The sequence below is a fragment of the Azospirillum sp. P4_B5 genome, from assembly GCF_056402275.1.
The window spans coordinates 39145-53788 of sequence record NZ_JBFUHT010000013.1 but is presented as its reverse complement, the minus strand read 5'-3'; the positions used below and the strand labels follow the sequence as shown (position 1 = coordinate 53788).

The window sequence follows — 14644 nt, the reverse complement described above, 5'->3', positions numbered from 1 at the left end:
GAGCGTCTGCGCGGGACGGTGTTCCGTCATATGGCAATGCGAAACGGCCATTCGGAATTAGGATTCCGACGTGGGCGGAGGACGGACGCACAGGCCTGCAGAGATGCGAACGAATCCACGCGCCGGCTGACGGTCGAGCGCGTTGTCGCGGCTGGGGCGCGTCCCCGGCAGCGGATCGCGTCGCTTCAGGATGCACCGGACCAGCATCGCTCTTCATTTGCAAATGCGAATGATTCGCACTATTAGTGGAGCATGTTCCGCTCCACCGCCGTACCTGGCTCCGGACGGAACCGGAAACCCAACAGCCGAAGCCGATCGGGGGCGGAGACGATGTGTGAGCGTTGTCGGAAGACCGTGCCATCCTGCGTACTGGGACAGGCCAAGCGCCGGAAGCTGTGGACGATTCCCACGGAGTATCACTGCTCGATCGTGGGCACCTGCCTGTCGTCGGAGGACGTGGCGTGGCTGTGCCGACGGCTGAAGCTGGTCCCCACGGCGGACGCCCGCCCCTACGACATCCATCGTTATTTCGTGGAGAAGGCGGCGGAGGACGGTCCGGAAGCCCGGCTGATGCACAAGCGGTTGGACGAGGCCTTCGCCGCCGCGGTGAAGCGATTCGCGCGCGAGACGACCGAAGAGGGCTGGATGACGCTGTGGACCGCCGCGGTGGCCTCGGGCGAGGTGGCCGCCGCCTACTGGGGCGTGCTGAGCCACGGCGCCATGCCCGACGCGGTGCGGGTGCGCGCCTTCGCCGACGTGCACATGCTCTCCCACCTGATGGGGGGCGAGAACCGCCGCCAACTGCGCGAGAACCGCGATCTGGTCCGGCGCTGCGACGAGATGACCGCCCGGCTGGCGAAGCAGGAACGCGCCGCCGCCGAACGCGTCGCCGAGAAGGACGCCCGCATCCGGGAATTGGAAGCGCAACTCGCCGCACAGCGGGCCGCTCCTCCAATCGCCAAGGCGTCCACTCCCCCGAAAGCCGCGTCAGGCCGGGCGCCGGGCCACGCGCGGCTGCTGCGCACCATGGACGCCCTGCACCGTCGCGTCGCCAGTGAGCGCATGCGCGCGCGCCATGCGGAGGCCGAGGTGGAGCGGCTGCGCCGCCTGCTCGACGCCCCGGTCGCGCAAACCCGCCGTCGGTCCGCGGAAGACGCGGCGGCCCCGACCGACCTGGGCGGGCGGGCCATCCTCTATGTGGGGGGGCGGACCAAGAGCCTGCCCCACCTGCGGGCGGCGGTGGAGACGCGCAACGGCTGTCTGCTTCACCATGACGGCGGGTTCGAGCAGACAACCCGCTGTCTGGAAGGGCTGGTGGAACGCGCCGACGTGGTGGTCTGTCCCGTCGATTGCGTCAGCCACGACGCCTGCCTGCGGGTGAAGGGGCTGTGCCGCCGCATGGGCAAGCCCTTCGTTCCCATGCGCAGCGCCGGAGCCACCAGCTTCGCCCGCATCCTGCACAGTTTCGGCCAGGACGGCGCCGGGGAGGAGCCCGCCCAACACTGAGCGCGGGCCGATCTCCCGGCGCGGTCAAGGCACTGCGGCGGTCAGGCACTGCGGATGCCGCCGAGAAAGTCATCGACCTCGCCGCTCAGCCGCTCCGCCTGCTGCGATAGCTCCTGCGCCGCGCTCAGCACATGGGTGGCCGCCGCCCCGGTGTCGTTGGCCGCCTGCCGCACGCCGGCGATGTTGGAGGCGACCTCCTGCGTGCCGACGGCCGCTTGCTGGACGTTGCGTGTGATCTCCTGGGTGGCCGCGCCCTGCTCCTCCACCGCGGCGGCGATGGCGGTGGCGATCTCGTTCACCTCGCCGATCACGGAGCCGATGGCGCGGATCGCCGAGACGGCGTCGCGCGTGACGGTCTGAATCTCGGCAATCTGGACCGCGATGTCGTCGGTCGCCTGGGCGGTCTGGCTCGCCAGCATCTTCACTTCGTGAGCCACGACGGCGAAGCCCTTGCCGGCGTCTCCGGCGCGGGCAGCCTCGATGGTGGCGTTGAGCGCCAGCAGATTGGTCTGGCTGGAGATCGCCTGGATCAGCCCAACCACCTCGCCGATGCGTTGGGCGCAGCCGGCCATCAGCCTCACCGTCTCATCGGTCCGCCGCGTGTCCTGGACGGCCCGTGTCGCGATGGCCTGCGATTGGGCGGCGCGGTTGCCGATCTCCTGAATGGACGCGGTGAGCTGTTCGGTCGCCGCCGCTACGGTCTGCACGTTCGTGGACGCCTGTTCCGATGCCGCCGCCACGGCAAAGGATTGGTGGTTGGTCTGCTGAGCCGCCGCGGACATCGACCCCGCGGTCGCCTTCATGTCCGTCGCGGCGGATGACAAAGTGCCGACCAGCCCGCTCACCTTCGCTTCGAAGCCGCGGGTCAGCTGTTCCAGCGTGGCCGCCCGGCGTTCGCGGATTTTCCGCTCGCGCAGCTGCTCCGCCTCCAGCCGCTCGCGCGCGACGGCATGTTCCTGGAAGACCTGGACGGCCTGCGCCATGGCGCCGATCTCGTCGCGGCGCCCGGTGCCGGGAATGGCGACCGCCAGATCGCCGTCGGCCAGTTGTCGCATGGCCCCGGTCATCGCCGTCAGCGGCCGGACGATCCGCCGGATCACCAGCAGCGAGCCCCCCAAACCCAGAAGCAGGCTGAGCGTGAAGACGGCGAGGCTGACGAGCAGGTCGGATCGCGCCTCCTCAGCGGTCCCAGCGACCGCGGCGTCGATCGCCGCGCCCACCGTGCCGGCCAGCGTGAGGATGGAATCGATGCCCGCCGTCGCCTGGCTCATCCAGTCGTCGGGAGTCAGCGGGTAACGGCCATCCGCACCGCCCTTCAGCACCGCCTGCCGGGTCTCGGCGAAAGCTTGGAAGTACGCGACCTCGACCCCGTCGATGGCCCGCGCCAGATCGGGCGTGATGTCCGGCCGGGTGCGCAGCGCACGGATGCCATCCCACGCCTGTTCCAGCCGCCCGCGGGACTTCGCCAGGGCTTCGGCCTGTCCGGGAGAGACCGGCCGGCTGCCGGCGACGAGGGCGCTGAACAGCGCGCGCTCCCGCCCGGCGTGTTCGGCCATGTCCGCCGCGTAGCCGCGCAGCTGGACAAGTTGCAGCGTCGCCGGTTTCGGCGGGGGAGCGACCGCCTCCAGAAGCAGGCGCAGGGCGCCGATCCGTTCGATATGAGCGGTGATCGTGCCGCTGAAGCCCGACACCACGTCCGGCGACCGCTCGTCGGCGTCGCGGGCCAACGCCTCGTCCACCCCGCGCCGATAGTCCCGGAAGCTGGCCGACGATTCCTCCACCGCGCCCAGGCGCAGTCCGTGCGGGATCATTTCGGGCATGGCACGCAGGTCCTCCAGCGCAGGGCGCAGGGCGGCGTCGGCGGCGTCCCGGCGCTGGCGCAACCGGGCGAGCCGATCGGCGGAAAGCGGGCTCGCACCGTTCAACGCACCGTTGGTGGCGCCCCGCTCAAGAGCGAACTCGCCGGCGGCGACGACCAAGCCGCCGGCCACCTGATTGACGTTCCGGTAGGCCGAAGCCGCTTCGACGCCGCGAAAAGCCACGAACGCGGCGTTGCCCGCCATGAAATTTCCCAGGAGAGCAAGTCCACCGACAATTACTGGTAGAATGACATTGATGGACAATAATCGCATGGATTTACCCTCAAAAAAACGGATAGCATTCATCGACTCAAACGCGGGTCGCGACGCCTTTCCTTGACTTCGGTCAAAGGACATCAAAACGCCGGATCGCGATCGCGTTCCGAAGAAAATTCAGGAATTGACTACAGGTATTGCGGATCTGTTTTCATGAAATTTCCATACGGCTTTTCGAAACGGCACGCCGACAGGCGGCTAAAGTTGCAAAGCACCGCCCCGCCCTGTGCTACAGTGCCGCCGGAAGGAGCCGTCATGTCGTCTGAACACCCGTTGTCCGAAGCCTCTCAGCCCAGCCAGGATGCCCCCGAACCTCTATTGAAGCTGGGTGAAGCGCCTCGCCCGGCCGCCATGCCCGATGGCCTCGCCGCGGAAGTTGCAGGCTGGCGCTTCATTTTGCGCAGCCCGGTGACACCCAGCTTCTATTCCAAGCCGGGAACGCCGTGGCAGACGCCGCCGGAGGGTTGCCTGCGGGCCAGCGACCGTTGGAATCTGGATGGCGTCTTCCCCACCGACCGGCCCGTCGAGAACGGTGTTCAATGGGCGGTGGCGCGGTTCGAGGGTGGCGTGTGGCGTGTGGAACGCTGTGTGCCGGCCGCGCCACGTCCGGCCGTGCGCGACCTGCTGCGCCTGCGGGTGGAGCGGCTGACCGCCGCCCGCCGCTGGACGCACGGCGACTTGGACCTTCTGCAGAGCCTGCTGGATGGCGGAACGCTGGTGGAGGCCACACTGCTGGCCGGCGATGACGGGCGGGCGCGCTCGCTGCGGTCGCTGAAGGCGCTGCATCTCGCCAGCGTGGCCTCCGCTGTCGATCCGGAGCTTTCCGAGGATGTGAAGGTCCTGCTTGCGGACGGGGCGGAGAGCGTCGTCTGGCTCGACGCCGATGCGCGCGAGATCGCCGACGGCATCCTGTCCTGGCACGCCAAGAAGCAGGCTCGCGCTGTCGCGCGGCTGAGCCGGGGTGCCGAGGCGAAGCAGCGCGGCGACGACATCAAGGACGCGCTGACCAAGGCGGTGCAGCGGGCTTTCCCCCGCATCCCCAAGGAGGCCGCCGCCGCCGCCGCCGCCCGCTTGGCGCCCGGCGTGAAGAAGCTGGGCCGCATGCCGGCGCTGCAACCCATCGTGGACGCGGTGGCGGAGGTGCGGCTGGAGCGTTGGCGCCAGGCCGTGGCGTCGGAGCCGGAGGTGGCGAAGCGGCTGGCTGCCATGGAGGCGCGCGGCGACGCGAACCGCGCGCTCAAGCGCTACCGCGACCAGCGCGCGGTCGAGCGGGCGGAGGCCGAATTGAAGGAGTGGCGTGGCGACCTCGGCCCAGTGCTGTCCCGCCGCCTGGGGTGGTGACGGCCCCGGACCGGTGACGGCCGAGCGGCGTCAGCGCGCGCCGGGGAACCACTCGGTGTGGCTGTCGCCGTTGCGGCCGTAATAGACGACCCGCCGGCCCAGGATGCTGACCGTCCAACCGGCGCAGCCGGCCCGAAGCACCCGCTCACAGAAACCGCGGTAGCGGATCGCTCCGGCCTGGATGGCGCGAACGGCGGATTCCACGCCGTCGGCCGCGAAGTCCATGGCCGGCGGCAAGGCGGAAGGCCGGGCCTCCACCCGCTTCGTCGTCCCGTCCGGGAAATAGTAGGTCGTCTCCGCCCGCACGAGATCCGTGTGGTAGCGCTCCACCCCCGCGGCGGCCAGCGCCGCGACGACCTCGGGGAAGGTGATGCGCTCCTCTTCCGAAGCCCGGCTGCACTCCAGCAGGATGGCTGTGGTTCCGGCGGTCATGGGTCCCTCCGTGCAGAGTCGGATGTGCGGTCAATCGACGGGAATGGAGCGCAGCCCCATCCGGCGGACGATGCCCTTCAGCGTTTCCTCGATCCGTGCCCGCTCGGCGGGATCCAGGTGGCCGAAGAAGTCGAGATCGTTGAGGTCGGCCAAGGCGGACAGATCCGGCACCAGAGCCCGTCCTTCCGGGGTGAGCATCAGCGTCTGGCAACGCCGATTGGCCGGGTCGGCGGATTGGGTGAGCAACCCCTTGGCGGCGAGGCGGTCGGCCAGTTTCGAAATCGCCCCGCGTGTCAAGCCCAACCGGTCGGCCAGCAGGCTGGGGGCCGCGCCGTCGCAACCGTGGAGGTCGCGCAGAACCACCCATTCGGCGACGGTCACCCCCCTCCCCGCCAGTTTTGCGGCAAAGGCGTGGGACACATGATTCGACACGAAGCGCAGCCAATAGCCGAGATGCGCATCGAGCGGGCTGATGTTCGATTCGACCAGAATGCCCTCCTTCAGTTTCCTAGGAAACTGTCATGAGACGGTTTCCTTGTCAACTTCGTGGCCGGCATCCCCCGCGCAACTGAGGATGTCGGGGAGTCGACCGGCAAGGTCGAGGCGCCGTCGCGCACCCTGGCGGCCTGATGCTCGCCATGGCGGATGAAACCGGAAATAGAGATTGGCAAGGAACATGATCTGTTCGACACCGCCGCGGTGATATGTTCCGGGACTGAAACAACTTATAAGTTTACGTATCGTCTTGACCGATCCGTTCGCGATGATATTGTCTCATGGGAGCCGGACTGCGGTCCGCAACAAGCGCCGAAATTCAATCAGTGGGCTGCGTGTGCACGGCGCCGAAACGCTGGGCGAGCGCAACGCTCCATCTTCCCGCTTTATCGAGTCAGTCCATGCACCGCCTGATGCCGTTCCGCACCGTCGTGACCTTGTGGCTTTCCGTCCTGCTCTGCGCCTCGGCGGCGGTGTCCGCCCAGGCGGATGAGGTCTACCGGGTGCTGACCTGGAAGATGGCGCCCTACGCGATGGTGGACGATCAGGGAAAGTTGACCGGCTTCGAGGTGGAGATCGCCCGCGCGCTTTGCGACACGTTGGGCATCCGCTGCGAGATCACCGCCCTGCAGTTTCCGGAAGTCCTGGATCTGCTCGACCGCAACGCCGCCGACTTCGCGGTCGCCAGCATCCTGAAGACTCCGGAGCGGATGAAGAAGTACCTTTTCACCGACCGTCACAAGCGGTCCAGCTCCAGCTACATCGGGCGGGCCGGCGAATGGAGTTTGGGCGCGGCGCCGGATCTGGCGGGGAAGCGCATCTCCGTTACCCGCGGATCGAAGCAGTACGACTACCTGACCGCGAAGAACGTCGGCGGCACGGTCGTGATCTACGACGATCAGGCGGAGGCGTTGCGCGCCGTTCTGGACGGACGGGTCGATCTGGCGCTGGCCCCGACCGCCGTCACCGTCCACCTGCTGACCAGCGCGGAAGGGGAGGCGCTGGAGGTGGTGGGCGATCCGCTGACCGAGAGCGGGCTGGGCGGCGAATCCGCCATCGCCCTGCCGCTGGGGCGCGAGGAACTGCGCGACCGCGTCAACATGGCCCTGCGCGCGATCCTTGCGGATGGGCGGTATGACACCATCAGCTCCCGTTTCCTGCCCTTCCGGATGTACTGAGGCGCCGATGGGCTCACGCATGCGCTTTCCCACCGCATACGCCGTACTGACCGTCGCGGTCCTGCTGGCCGGCCTTGCGCTGCCGCAACCGGTCCAGGCTGATGCGCCTCCGCCGACCGGCCGGCCGGTCCTGCGTGTCGTGGTCATCGACCATTCTCCGCCTTTCAGCGACCGCGACGCCGGAGGGGGTTTGGTTGGCTTCAACGTCGATTTCGGACGGGAACTGTGTCGCTCGCTGGGCGCCGTGTGCAGCTTTGACGCGGCCCCCTTCAAGCAGATCATCGACGACGTCGCCGCGGGCCGTTTCGACATCGGATTCGGCAACGTGCTGCGCACGCCGGACCGGGAGCAGCGGCTCCTGTTCTCGATTCCCTACTGGCGGTCGAGCACCAGCCTGGTCGGGCACCGGGGCATGCCGGAACTGAGCCTGGAGGAGGCGGTCCGCAGCCGGCGCATCGCCGCCATCCGCGGTTCGCGGCAGCACGCGGCTCTGGTCCGTCTGGCCGACGCCGATCCGACGCTGCAATCCAATCTGATCCCCGTGTCCACGCTCGACGACCTGTGGGAAGCCATGCGCAGCGGACAGAGCGACATGGCCATTGGTCCGACGCTGAACGTGGTGCATTTCCTGCTGTCCGACTCAGGAGACGGATTCGAGACCATCGGCACCCCGATGTCCGAGGACGGGCTGGGGGGGACCGTGCACATCGTCTTCCCGCCCGGCCAGCACGAGTTGAAGGCATCGGTGGACCGGGCTTTGACGGCCTTGCGCAACGACGGCACCTACCAGCGGATCAACCGCAGCTACTTCCCCTTCGACATCTACTGACCCGGTACCGGCCATGACGTCCGCCCGTGACCGCAGGCATCCCCGCGTACGGCTGCAGCCGGCAATTCTCACCGGCGGCGCGATCCTGCTCGCGCTGATCGGCATGCTCTTCGTCGGCATCGTGGCGGAGCAGGGCAAGATGGAGCGGCTGGCCGCCGACAGCCAGGACCGCATGGTGCCGCTGATCCTGGAACGTCAGCGTGCCGTCGTGAATCTGGAGCGGCTGAAGCAGTCGGGGGCGATCGTCCTCTTCACGGAGGACCCCCGCCGCCGCCGCGAGTCCCTGCTGGCCGCTCAGGCGCTGGCCTTCCACCCGACCTTCCAGTTCGATCCCACGCTGAAGCGGCAGGTGACGGACGCCTATTCGGTCATCCGGCGGATTTCCTCGGCGAAAGCCCGACGGTCGGAGGGCGCTCCCGCAGGCGACACCCCCCCGACCGCCGAGGAGGAGCGCCTCGCCGAGACATGGGCGCAGACGCTTGTGGAGCTGAACACGGTCGGCGACCGGCTGCTGGTCGACGTGACCGAACTGACGGCGGGCCGCCTGGGCCAGATCCAGGAGCGAACCCGTCTGGTGTCGCAGGTCATTCAATTCGCTTTCGTAGCGGTGCTGGCGATCTTCATCGCCGCCGGTCTTCTGATCCGCCGCCATGTGGTGCGGCCGCTGCTGTTTGCGGCCGACGGCCTGCGCCGCATCGGCGAGGGCGAGCGCGACATCCGGCTGCCCGGCGCCCGCACGCAGGAACTGGACAGCATCCTGAACGCCGTCGTCCGGTTGGGCACCCAGGCCGAGGAACTGCGCCTGACCCGCGACCGGGCGGAGGCGGCATCCCAGGCGAAGGCCAGCTTCCTGGCCAACATGAGCCACGAGATCCGCACCCCGATGAACGCGGTGATCGGCCTGTCGCATCTGGCGCTGAAGACCGACCTGACGCCGCGCCAGCGCGACTACGTCCTCAAGATCAGCCAGTCCGGCCAGCATCTGCTGGGCATCATCAACGACATCCTGGATTTCTCCAAGATCGAGGCCGGAAAGCTGAGCGTCGAGCGCACCGGCTTCCACCTGGACAAGGTGCTGGGCACCCTGGCCGATCTGATCGCGGAGAAGGCTGCGGCCAAGGGCCTGGAGCTGATCTTCGACGTCGCCCAGACCGTGCCCAGCGACCTGATCGGCGATCCGCTGCGCATCGGGCAGATCCTGGTCAACTACGCCAACAATGCGGTCAAGTTCACCGAGCGCGGCGAAATCGCCATCATCGTCCGGCTGGAGGAGGAGGTCGGCAGCGAACTGCTGGTCCGCTTCGAGGTGCGCGACACCGGAATCGGCCTGTGCGATGAGCAGAAAGGCCAGCTTTTCCAGAGCTTTCAGCAGGCCGACGCCTCGACCACCCGCAAGTACGGCGGCACCGGCCTGGGGTTGGCGATCTCCAAGCGGCTGGCCGAGCTGATGGGCGGCACGGTCGGGGTGGAGAGCCAACGGGGGCGCGGTTCCTGTTTCTGGTTCACCGCGCGGCTGGGCCGCGACAAGCCGCGCCGCGTGCTGCTGCCGCGACCCGACCTGCGCGGACTGCGCTGTCTGGTGGTGGATGACAACGAGAACGCACGCGTCGTGCTGACCGACATGCTGTCGGCCATGTCCTTCACCGCCGAGGCTGTGGACTCCGGTCCGGCGGCCATCCAGGCGGCGCGATTCGCGGCACGCGAGGGCCGTCCCTTCCGCGTCGTGCTGCTCGACTGGCAGATGCCGGGCATGGACGGGCTGGAAACCTCCGCCGGCCTCGCCGCGCTGGAGTTGGACCAAGCGCCCCACCACATCATGGTCACCTCCTATGGCCGGGAAGAGGTGCTGAGGGGCGCCGAGAACACGGCGATCGAAGAGGTGCTGTTCAAGCCAGTCAACCCGTCCGCCCTGTTCGACGGCATCATGCGGGTGCTGGGCGCCGACGATGAGGCCGCGGACGCCCTCCCGGTGCCGGCCGCCGCGTCCACCGCCGACCTGCCGCGCCTGCGCGGCGCCCGCATCCTGCTGGCTGAGGACAACGACCTGAACCAGCAGGTGGCCTGCGAGTTGCTGGGCGACGCCGGACTGGTGGTGGAGGTCGCGGAGAACGGCGCCATCGCCGTGGACATGGTGCAGGCGGCCCACTACGACCTCGTGCTGATGGACATGCAGATGCCGGTCATGGACGGCGTCGCCGCGACCCTGGAAATCCGCCGGTTGGGATTTGCCGATTTGCCCATCGTCGCGATGACCGCCAACGCCATGCAGACCGACCGCGAGCGTTGCCTGGATGCGGGCATGAACGACTATCTGGCCAAGCCCATCGACCCCGACGCGCTGTGGGCCACCCTGCTGGACTGGGTGACGCCCCGGCCGGGGCTGGGCGCCGAGGCGCCCGCTTCCCTCCTGGCCCCGGTTGCAGAGGATGCGGGTGACCTACCCGTCGATGTTCCAGGGTTGGACACCGCCACCGGGCTGTCGCGGGTGCTCGGCAAGAAGCGCCTCTACCTCGACCTGCTGCGCAAGTTCACCGCCGGACAGCACGGGGTGGCGACCGCCGTCCGCACGGCGCTGGACGCGGGCGACCTCGCCGCGGCGGAGCGCCTCGCCCACACGCTGAAGGGCACCGCCGGCAACATCGGCGCCCACCCCGTCCAGGACGCCGCCGCCGGTCTGGAGGCCGTCATCCGCGACTCCCGGCCCCGCCCGGAAATCGACGCGCGGCTGGCCGAATTGGAACCGCCGTTGGGCGCTCTTCTCGCCCATCTTGAAGCGGCGTTGACACCGGCGGGCACCGCCGCACCGTCCGGAGCCCGGACTGCCACGGTGGATGCGGACGAGCTTCACACCCTGTGCGGCCAGCTCCGCCAGCTTCTGCTCGACAGCGACCCGGACGCCGAGGAGGTGCTGACGGCGAATGCCCACCTTCTGCAAGCCGCCTTCCCCGACCGGTTCGAGGCCATCGCCGGCCAGATCCGCAATTTCGACTTCGACGAGGCCGCCACCACTCTGGACTCAGCGTTGACCGAGCGCAGCGCGACTGTCCAAGCCTGACCAGCCGTCGGCCTTGCCGCCTCCCCAAATCGGAACGATCCCATGGACATTGCATCGCCCGCATCGGCTCCCGCTGAGTCGAAAGCCATGATCCTCATCGTGGACGACACGCCGGACAACCTGAAGCTGCTGAGCGGACTGCTGAAGGAGAGCTACAGGGTGAAGGTCGCCAACAACGGGCGCAAGGCGTTGGAGATTGCCGCCTCCATCCCGGCGCCCGATTTGATCCTGCTGGACGTGGTGATGCCGGAGATGGACGGCTACGAGGTCTGCGCCGCCCTGAAGAATGCGCCGGCAACCCGCGACATCCCGGTGATCTTCCTGACGGGACGGGCCGACGAGGCCGATCGGGAGCACGGCTTCGCCATGGGGGCGGTGGATTACATCGCCAAGCCGGTCGATCCTCCGGCAGTGCTGCAGCGGGTTGCCGCCCGCATTCCGGCATCCTGACGTCCGGTTCCCATGCGAGGCGCGGCGTTGCGCGCCGGCGTCAGGCCGGCGCTTCGGCCAAGGCGGAGACGCGCCGCGGCATGCGGACGACGAAGCTGGCTCCGCCGCCGGGCAGGCTTTCCACATCGATGGTCCCCTGAAGCACCTGATGGACGAGGTTGAAGGCGATGTAGAGCCCCAGCCCCGGAAATTCGATGCCCCGGCGGGTGGTGAAGAAAGGATCGAACAGCTTGGACAGGTGGTCCGGGTCGATCCCCTTGCCGTCGTCGGACAGGCGCAGTTCCACCCAATCCTCCTCCAGCGGCGTGACCGCCAGGGTGACGCGTCCGCTCTGGCCCGGCCGAAAGGCATGGGCAACAGCGTTGCGGATCAGGATGGACAGCACCTCCGACAGCGGGCCGGGATGGCTGTCGATGGTCAGCCCGGCGGGGCAGGAAATGGAGAGGCTGTGCCCTGCCTCGCGCAGGTGCGGGTCCAGCCCGAACAGCGCGTCGGACAGATAGTCCTTGAGGTCGAACACCCGCCGTTCCGAGCCGGCGCGGTCGACCACCACCTGCTTGAAGCTCTGGATCAGATTGGCGGTACGCACGATGTTGGTGGTGACCAGCAGCGTCCCTTCCCGCGCGTTCTCCAGAAACCGGGCAAGGTCGGACTTGCGGATCGCCCCGCTCTGGAACTGCGAGGCCAGCGATTCGACGAGCCCGGAGAGATGGGACACCGCGGTCAGGGCCACGCCGATCGGCGTGTTGATCTCATGCGCGACGCCGGACACCAGCAGGCCCAGCGCCGCCATCTTCTCCGTCTGGATCAGATGTTGCTGCGTTTCCTCCAACCGGCTGTGGGCGGCGCGCACCTCCTCCACGGTCGCCCGCAGCGAATCGGCGGTGGCCTTCAATGACAGGTGGTTTTTCACCCGCGCCAGGACGATCGGGGGGCTGATCGGTTTGCTGATGTAATCGACCGCCCCCAGGTCCAGCCCGAATTTTTCGTCCTCGACGGACGTTCTGGCGGTGAGGAAGATCACCGGAACGTCGCAGGTCCGCGGATCGGCCTTCAGGCGGCGGCACACCTCGTATCCATCCATGCTCGGCATCATGACGTCGAGCAGGATCAGATCCGGCGGATGGTCGGAAAAGGCGACGCGCAACGCCGCATCGCCGTTGTTCACGGTCTTGACCGTATAAATAGATTTCAGGTGGCTGCTCAGCAGCGACAGGTTGTCGGCGGTGTCATCCACGATGAGAATCGTCGCCTTCGTCGGTGCTCCCATATCCGCCCCTTCCTCTTGCGGCGGAAAGGGACGATCCGGCACTGCCCCCGATCAGGGGCGCCGGCCACAACCAGTGCATCACCGGTCCGCAGAAACACCCTCGTCCGCCAAAGGGACATTACAACGCGATTTTTTATCGTCAAAGACAATTTATCAGTGCCATTCGCTCCAGCAACGACCGTTTCAGATTATGTTCTGCCGGAAAAACAACTGCATTTTAAGCATCGCCCGAAATTACCAAACGCCACGTCCTGTCATGGGAACCGGCCGGTGCTCGATGGCGTTTCCGTGTCCGCGAGCGGCGGCCGGGACGCGAAAAAGTGGTAGCCCGCCCCCACCCGTCAAACTGTCACAGACCACCCGTATAGTCCGTCCAACTTTGGAAATGCTTCGTGAATCCAGCCATGCCGACGCCGACACACGCCCGTACGACACCACCTCTTCCCACGCCCAAGCTGCATTGCGCCTGCTGCGGGCGTCCGTTCACCCGCGCATCCGGCCGCGGCCCCGCCCCGCTCTACTGCTCGGCCGACTGCCGGACGCAGATCCGCATCCGCCAGCGGGTGTGGTCGAACCGGCCCGGCTACGCCACGAGCGGCCCGACAAACCACCGGACGGTTAACCACCGGGACGCCCGGTTCAAGACGGCCTGCGCATCATGATGAAGCTGGTGATCCACGACCGCCATTCCGCCGCCGGGCTGATCCTGCCGGAGGTCGGCCATATGCGCGACGTCGTGCGCGCCCTGCGCGGGCTGGAAACGGTGGACAGCGCGTCGGTGCTTCTGGAGGCCTTCGCCCGGCGCTGTCTGGAGGCCGGCGTGGCCTTCGATTCGACGGACCCGCTGACCGCCTGCTCCTTCTGCACCCATCTGGTGGAGGTGGAGGTCCATGCCGAGGACGGGGCGGCTCCCGTCCAGTTCGTCCGGCTGTACGACCGTGACGCCGACGGCATCCTCTGCCGCCGCCATCATGGCACCCTGCACGCGGTGGCCCGCCAGCTGCGGTGCGAGGATGGCGTGCCCTTCCCCACCCTGCCGGCCATCGCCGCCAAAACGGCGGCTTTCACCGCCGCGATCCCGCCGCGCCCGCTCTGACCAAGCGGACGCGGACGGAACCACCAATCGTTACGGCATGTGCCCTTTACGGCATGTATTGGCCGCCGTTGACGTCGAGAACCTGCCCGGTGATGTAGCCGCTGCAGGCGTGCGACGCAAAGAACAGGAAGGTCGGCGCGCATTCCTCCGGACGGCCGAAGCGGCCCATCGGGAAGCCGGAGCCGATGCGGGCTTTGGTGTCCTCGTCCTTGTCGGCGTGGAAGGCCGTGTCGAAGGTGCCCGGCGACACCATGTTGAAGCGGATGCCGTCCTTCGTGTGAAAGGCCACCCAGTTCTTCTGGATGTTGTGCAGCCACGCCTTGGCCGCCCCATACAGGCCGGCACCCGGACCGCCGCCGGTGTAGCCGGCGACCGAACCGACCGAGATCACCGAAGAGGTGGTGCCGTTCTGCGCCGCCGCGGCCTTCAGGTGCGGCAGGGCGTGCTTGGTCACCATCAGCGCGGAGCGGGAGTTCAGGTCGGTCACCGCGTCGAAGAAGTCGTCGTCGATCTCCGGCAGCGGCTTGCGCGCGACCAGACCGCCCGCGTTGTTGATGAGCACGTCGATGCCGCCGAAGCGCTCCACGAAGGCCTCGACGAGCGTGCCGCACGCCGCGCTGTCCGACACGTCCGCCTGGAGGAAGACGACCTCGCCGCCCAGCCCGTTCAGACGGGCCAGCGTGGCCTCCAGGTCCGCCGGGATGCGGCGGCCGTTCATGGCGACCTTGGCGCCGGCGCGGGCGAACGCCTCCACCGCCGCCAGGCCGATGCCCTGCGTGGAGCCGGTGATCAGAACGCGCTTGCCCTTCAGATCGTCAAACATTCCTTGCCTCTCGTGTCTTGGTGTCGTTTTGGCC

12 protein-coding genes are annotated in these 14644 nt (G+C 68.0%); 7 read left to right on the top strand and 5 right to left on the bottom strand.

Annotated elements, in window-relative coordinates; genetic code table 11:
- Positions 1 to 354: 354 nt before the first annotated feature.
- Positions 355 to 1506, top strand: a complete 1152-nt coding sequence (locus tag AC1DVI_RS13025; protein ID WP_476958323.1) for a DUF2325 domain-containing protein — start codon at positions 355 to 357, stop codon at positions 1504 to 1506.
- Positions 1507 to 1547: 41 nt separating this feature from the next.
- Here AC1DVI_RS13025 and AC1DVI_RS13020 read toward each other — a convergent pair whose 3' ends face one another.
- A complete protein-coding gene (locus tag AC1DVI_RS13020) occupies positions 1548 to 3569 on the bottom strand; it encodes a methyl-accepting chemotaxis protein (RefSeq protein WP_476958322.1) in 2022 nt (673 codons plus the stop codon).
- Positions 3570 to 3896: 327 nt separating this feature from the next.
- Here AC1DVI_RS13020 and AC1DVI_RS13015 point away from each other — a divergent pair, with 327 nt between their 5' ends.
- Positions 3897 to 4982: a hypothetical protein gene (locus tag AC1DVI_RS13015; RefSeq protein ID WP_476958321.1), complete on the top strand. Its 1086-nt coding sequence runs from the start codon at positions 3897 to 3899 to the stop codon at positions 4980 to 4982.
- A 30-nt stretch (positions 4983 to 5012) separates the two neighbouring features.
- Here the strand turns inward: AC1DVI_RS13015 and AC1DVI_RS13010 are convergent, their stop codons facing one another.
- Positions 5013 to 5414: a DUF1398 domain-containing protein gene (locus tag AC1DVI_RS13010; protein WP_476958320.1), complete on the bottom strand. Its 402-nt coding sequence runs from the start codon at positions 5412 to 5414 to the stop codon at positions 5013 to 5015.
- Between the two features lie 30 nt (positions 5415 to 5444).
- On the bottom strand, positions 5445 to 5795 hold the full coding sequence (locus AC1DVI_RS13005; protein ID WP_476958319.1) for a MarR family winged helix-turn-helix transcriptional regulator: 351 nt from the start codon (positions 5793 to 5795) through the stop codon (positions 5445 to 5447).
- A 515-nt stretch (positions 5796 to 6310) separates the two neighbouring features.
- On the opposite strand from AC1DVI_RS13005, the gene AC1DVI_RS13000 reads away from it, so the two are divergent.
- From AC1DVI_RS13000 to AC1DVI_RS12985, 4 genes are all read left to right on the top strand, one after another.
- Complete coding sequence (locus AC1DVI_RS13000) at positions 6311 to 7087, top strand: substrate-binding periplasmic protein (RefSeq protein ID WP_476958318.1); 777 nt, start codon at positions 6311 to 6313, stop codon at positions 7085 to 7087.
- A 19-nt stretch (positions 7088 to 7106) separates the two neighbouring features.
- Positions 7107 to 7916 (top strand): substrate-binding periplasmic protein, encoded by an 810-nt coding sequence (locus tag AC1DVI_RS12995; protein ID WP_476958317.1) that lies wholly within the window; start codon positions 7107 to 7109, stop codon positions 7914 to 7916.
- 13 nt (positions 7917 to 7929) lie between these two features.
- Positions 7930 to 10971 (top strand): response regulator, encoded by a 3042-nt coding sequence (locus tag AC1DVI_RS12990; RefSeq protein WP_476958316.1) that lies wholly within the window; start codon positions 7930 to 7932, stop codon positions 10969 to 10971.
- Between the two features lie 87 nt (positions 10972 to 11058).
- Entirely contained in the window at positions 11059 to 11421 is a 363-nt protein-coding gene (locus AC1DVI_RS12985) for a response regulator (protein WP_476958315.1), read from the top strand.
- 40 nt (positions 11422 to 11461) lie between these two features.
- Here AC1DVI_RS12985 and AC1DVI_RS12980 read toward each other — a convergent pair whose 3' ends face one another.
- Entirely contained in the window at positions 11462 to 12691 is a 1230-nt protein-coding gene (locus AC1DVI_RS12980; protein WP_476958314.1) for a sensor histidine kinase, read from the bottom strand.
- Between the two features lie 658 nt (positions 12692 to 13349).
- Here AC1DVI_RS12980 and AC1DVI_RS12975 point away from each other — a divergent pair.
- A complete protein-coding gene (locus tag AC1DVI_RS12975) occupies positions 13350 to 13787 on the top strand; it encodes a hypothetical protein (RefSeq protein WP_109469006.1) in 438 nt (145 codons plus the stop codon).
- Positions 13788 to 13833: 46 nt separating this feature from the next.
- Here the strand turns inward: AC1DVI_RS12975 and AC1DVI_RS12970 are convergent, their stop codons facing one another.
- Entirely contained in the window at positions 13834 to 14610 is a 777-nt protein-coding gene (locus AC1DVI_RS12970; protein ID WP_476958313.1) for an SDR family NAD(P)-dependent oxidoreductase, read from the bottom strand.
- Between the last annotated feature and the right edge of the window lie 34 nt (positions 14611 to 14644).

Bases quoted from the DNA above. Each gene is read 5' to 3' on its own strand.
- AC1DVI_RS13020 (WP_476958322.1), bottom strand. From the start codon at position 3,569: ATGGCGGGCAACGCCGCGTTCGTGGCTTTTCGCGGCGTCGAAGCGGCT.
- AC1DVI_RS13015 (WP_476958321.1), top strand. From the start codon at position 3,897: ATGTCGTCTGAACACCCGTTGTCCGAAGCCTCTCAGCCCAGCCAGGAT.
- AC1DVI_RS13010 (WP_476958320.1), bottom strand. From the start codon at position 5,414: ATGACCGCCGGAACCACAGCCATCCTGCTGGAGTGCAGCCGGGCTTCG.
- AC1DVI_RS13000 (WP_476958318.1), top strand. From the start codon at position 6,311: ATGCACCGCCTGATGCCGTTCCGCACCGTCGTGACCTTGTGGCTTTCC.
- AC1DVI_RS12995 (WP_476958317.1), top strand. From the start codon at position 7,107: ATGCGCTTTCCCACCGCATACGCCGTACTGACCGTCGCGGTCCTGCTG.
- AC1DVI_RS12990 (WP_476958316.1), top strand. From the start codon at position 7,930: ATGACGTCCGCCCGTGACCGCAGGCATCCCCGCGTACGGCTGCAGCCG.
- AC1DVI_RS12985 (WP_476958315.1), top strand. From the start codon at position 11,059: ATGATCCTCATCGTGGACGACACGCCGGACAACCTGAAGCTGCTGAGC.
- AC1DVI_RS12980 (WP_476958314.1), bottom strand. From the start codon at position 12,691: ATGGGAGCACCGACGAAGGCGACGATTCTCATCGTGGATGACACCGCC.
- AC1DVI_RS12975 (WP_109469006.1), top strand. From the start codon at position 13,350: ATGATGAAGCTGGTGATCCACGACCGCCATTCCGCCGCCGGGCTGATC.
- AC1DVI_RS12970 (WP_476958313.1), bottom strand. From the start codon at position 14,610: ATGTTTGACGATCTGAAGGGCAAGCGCGTTCTGATCACCGGCTCCACG.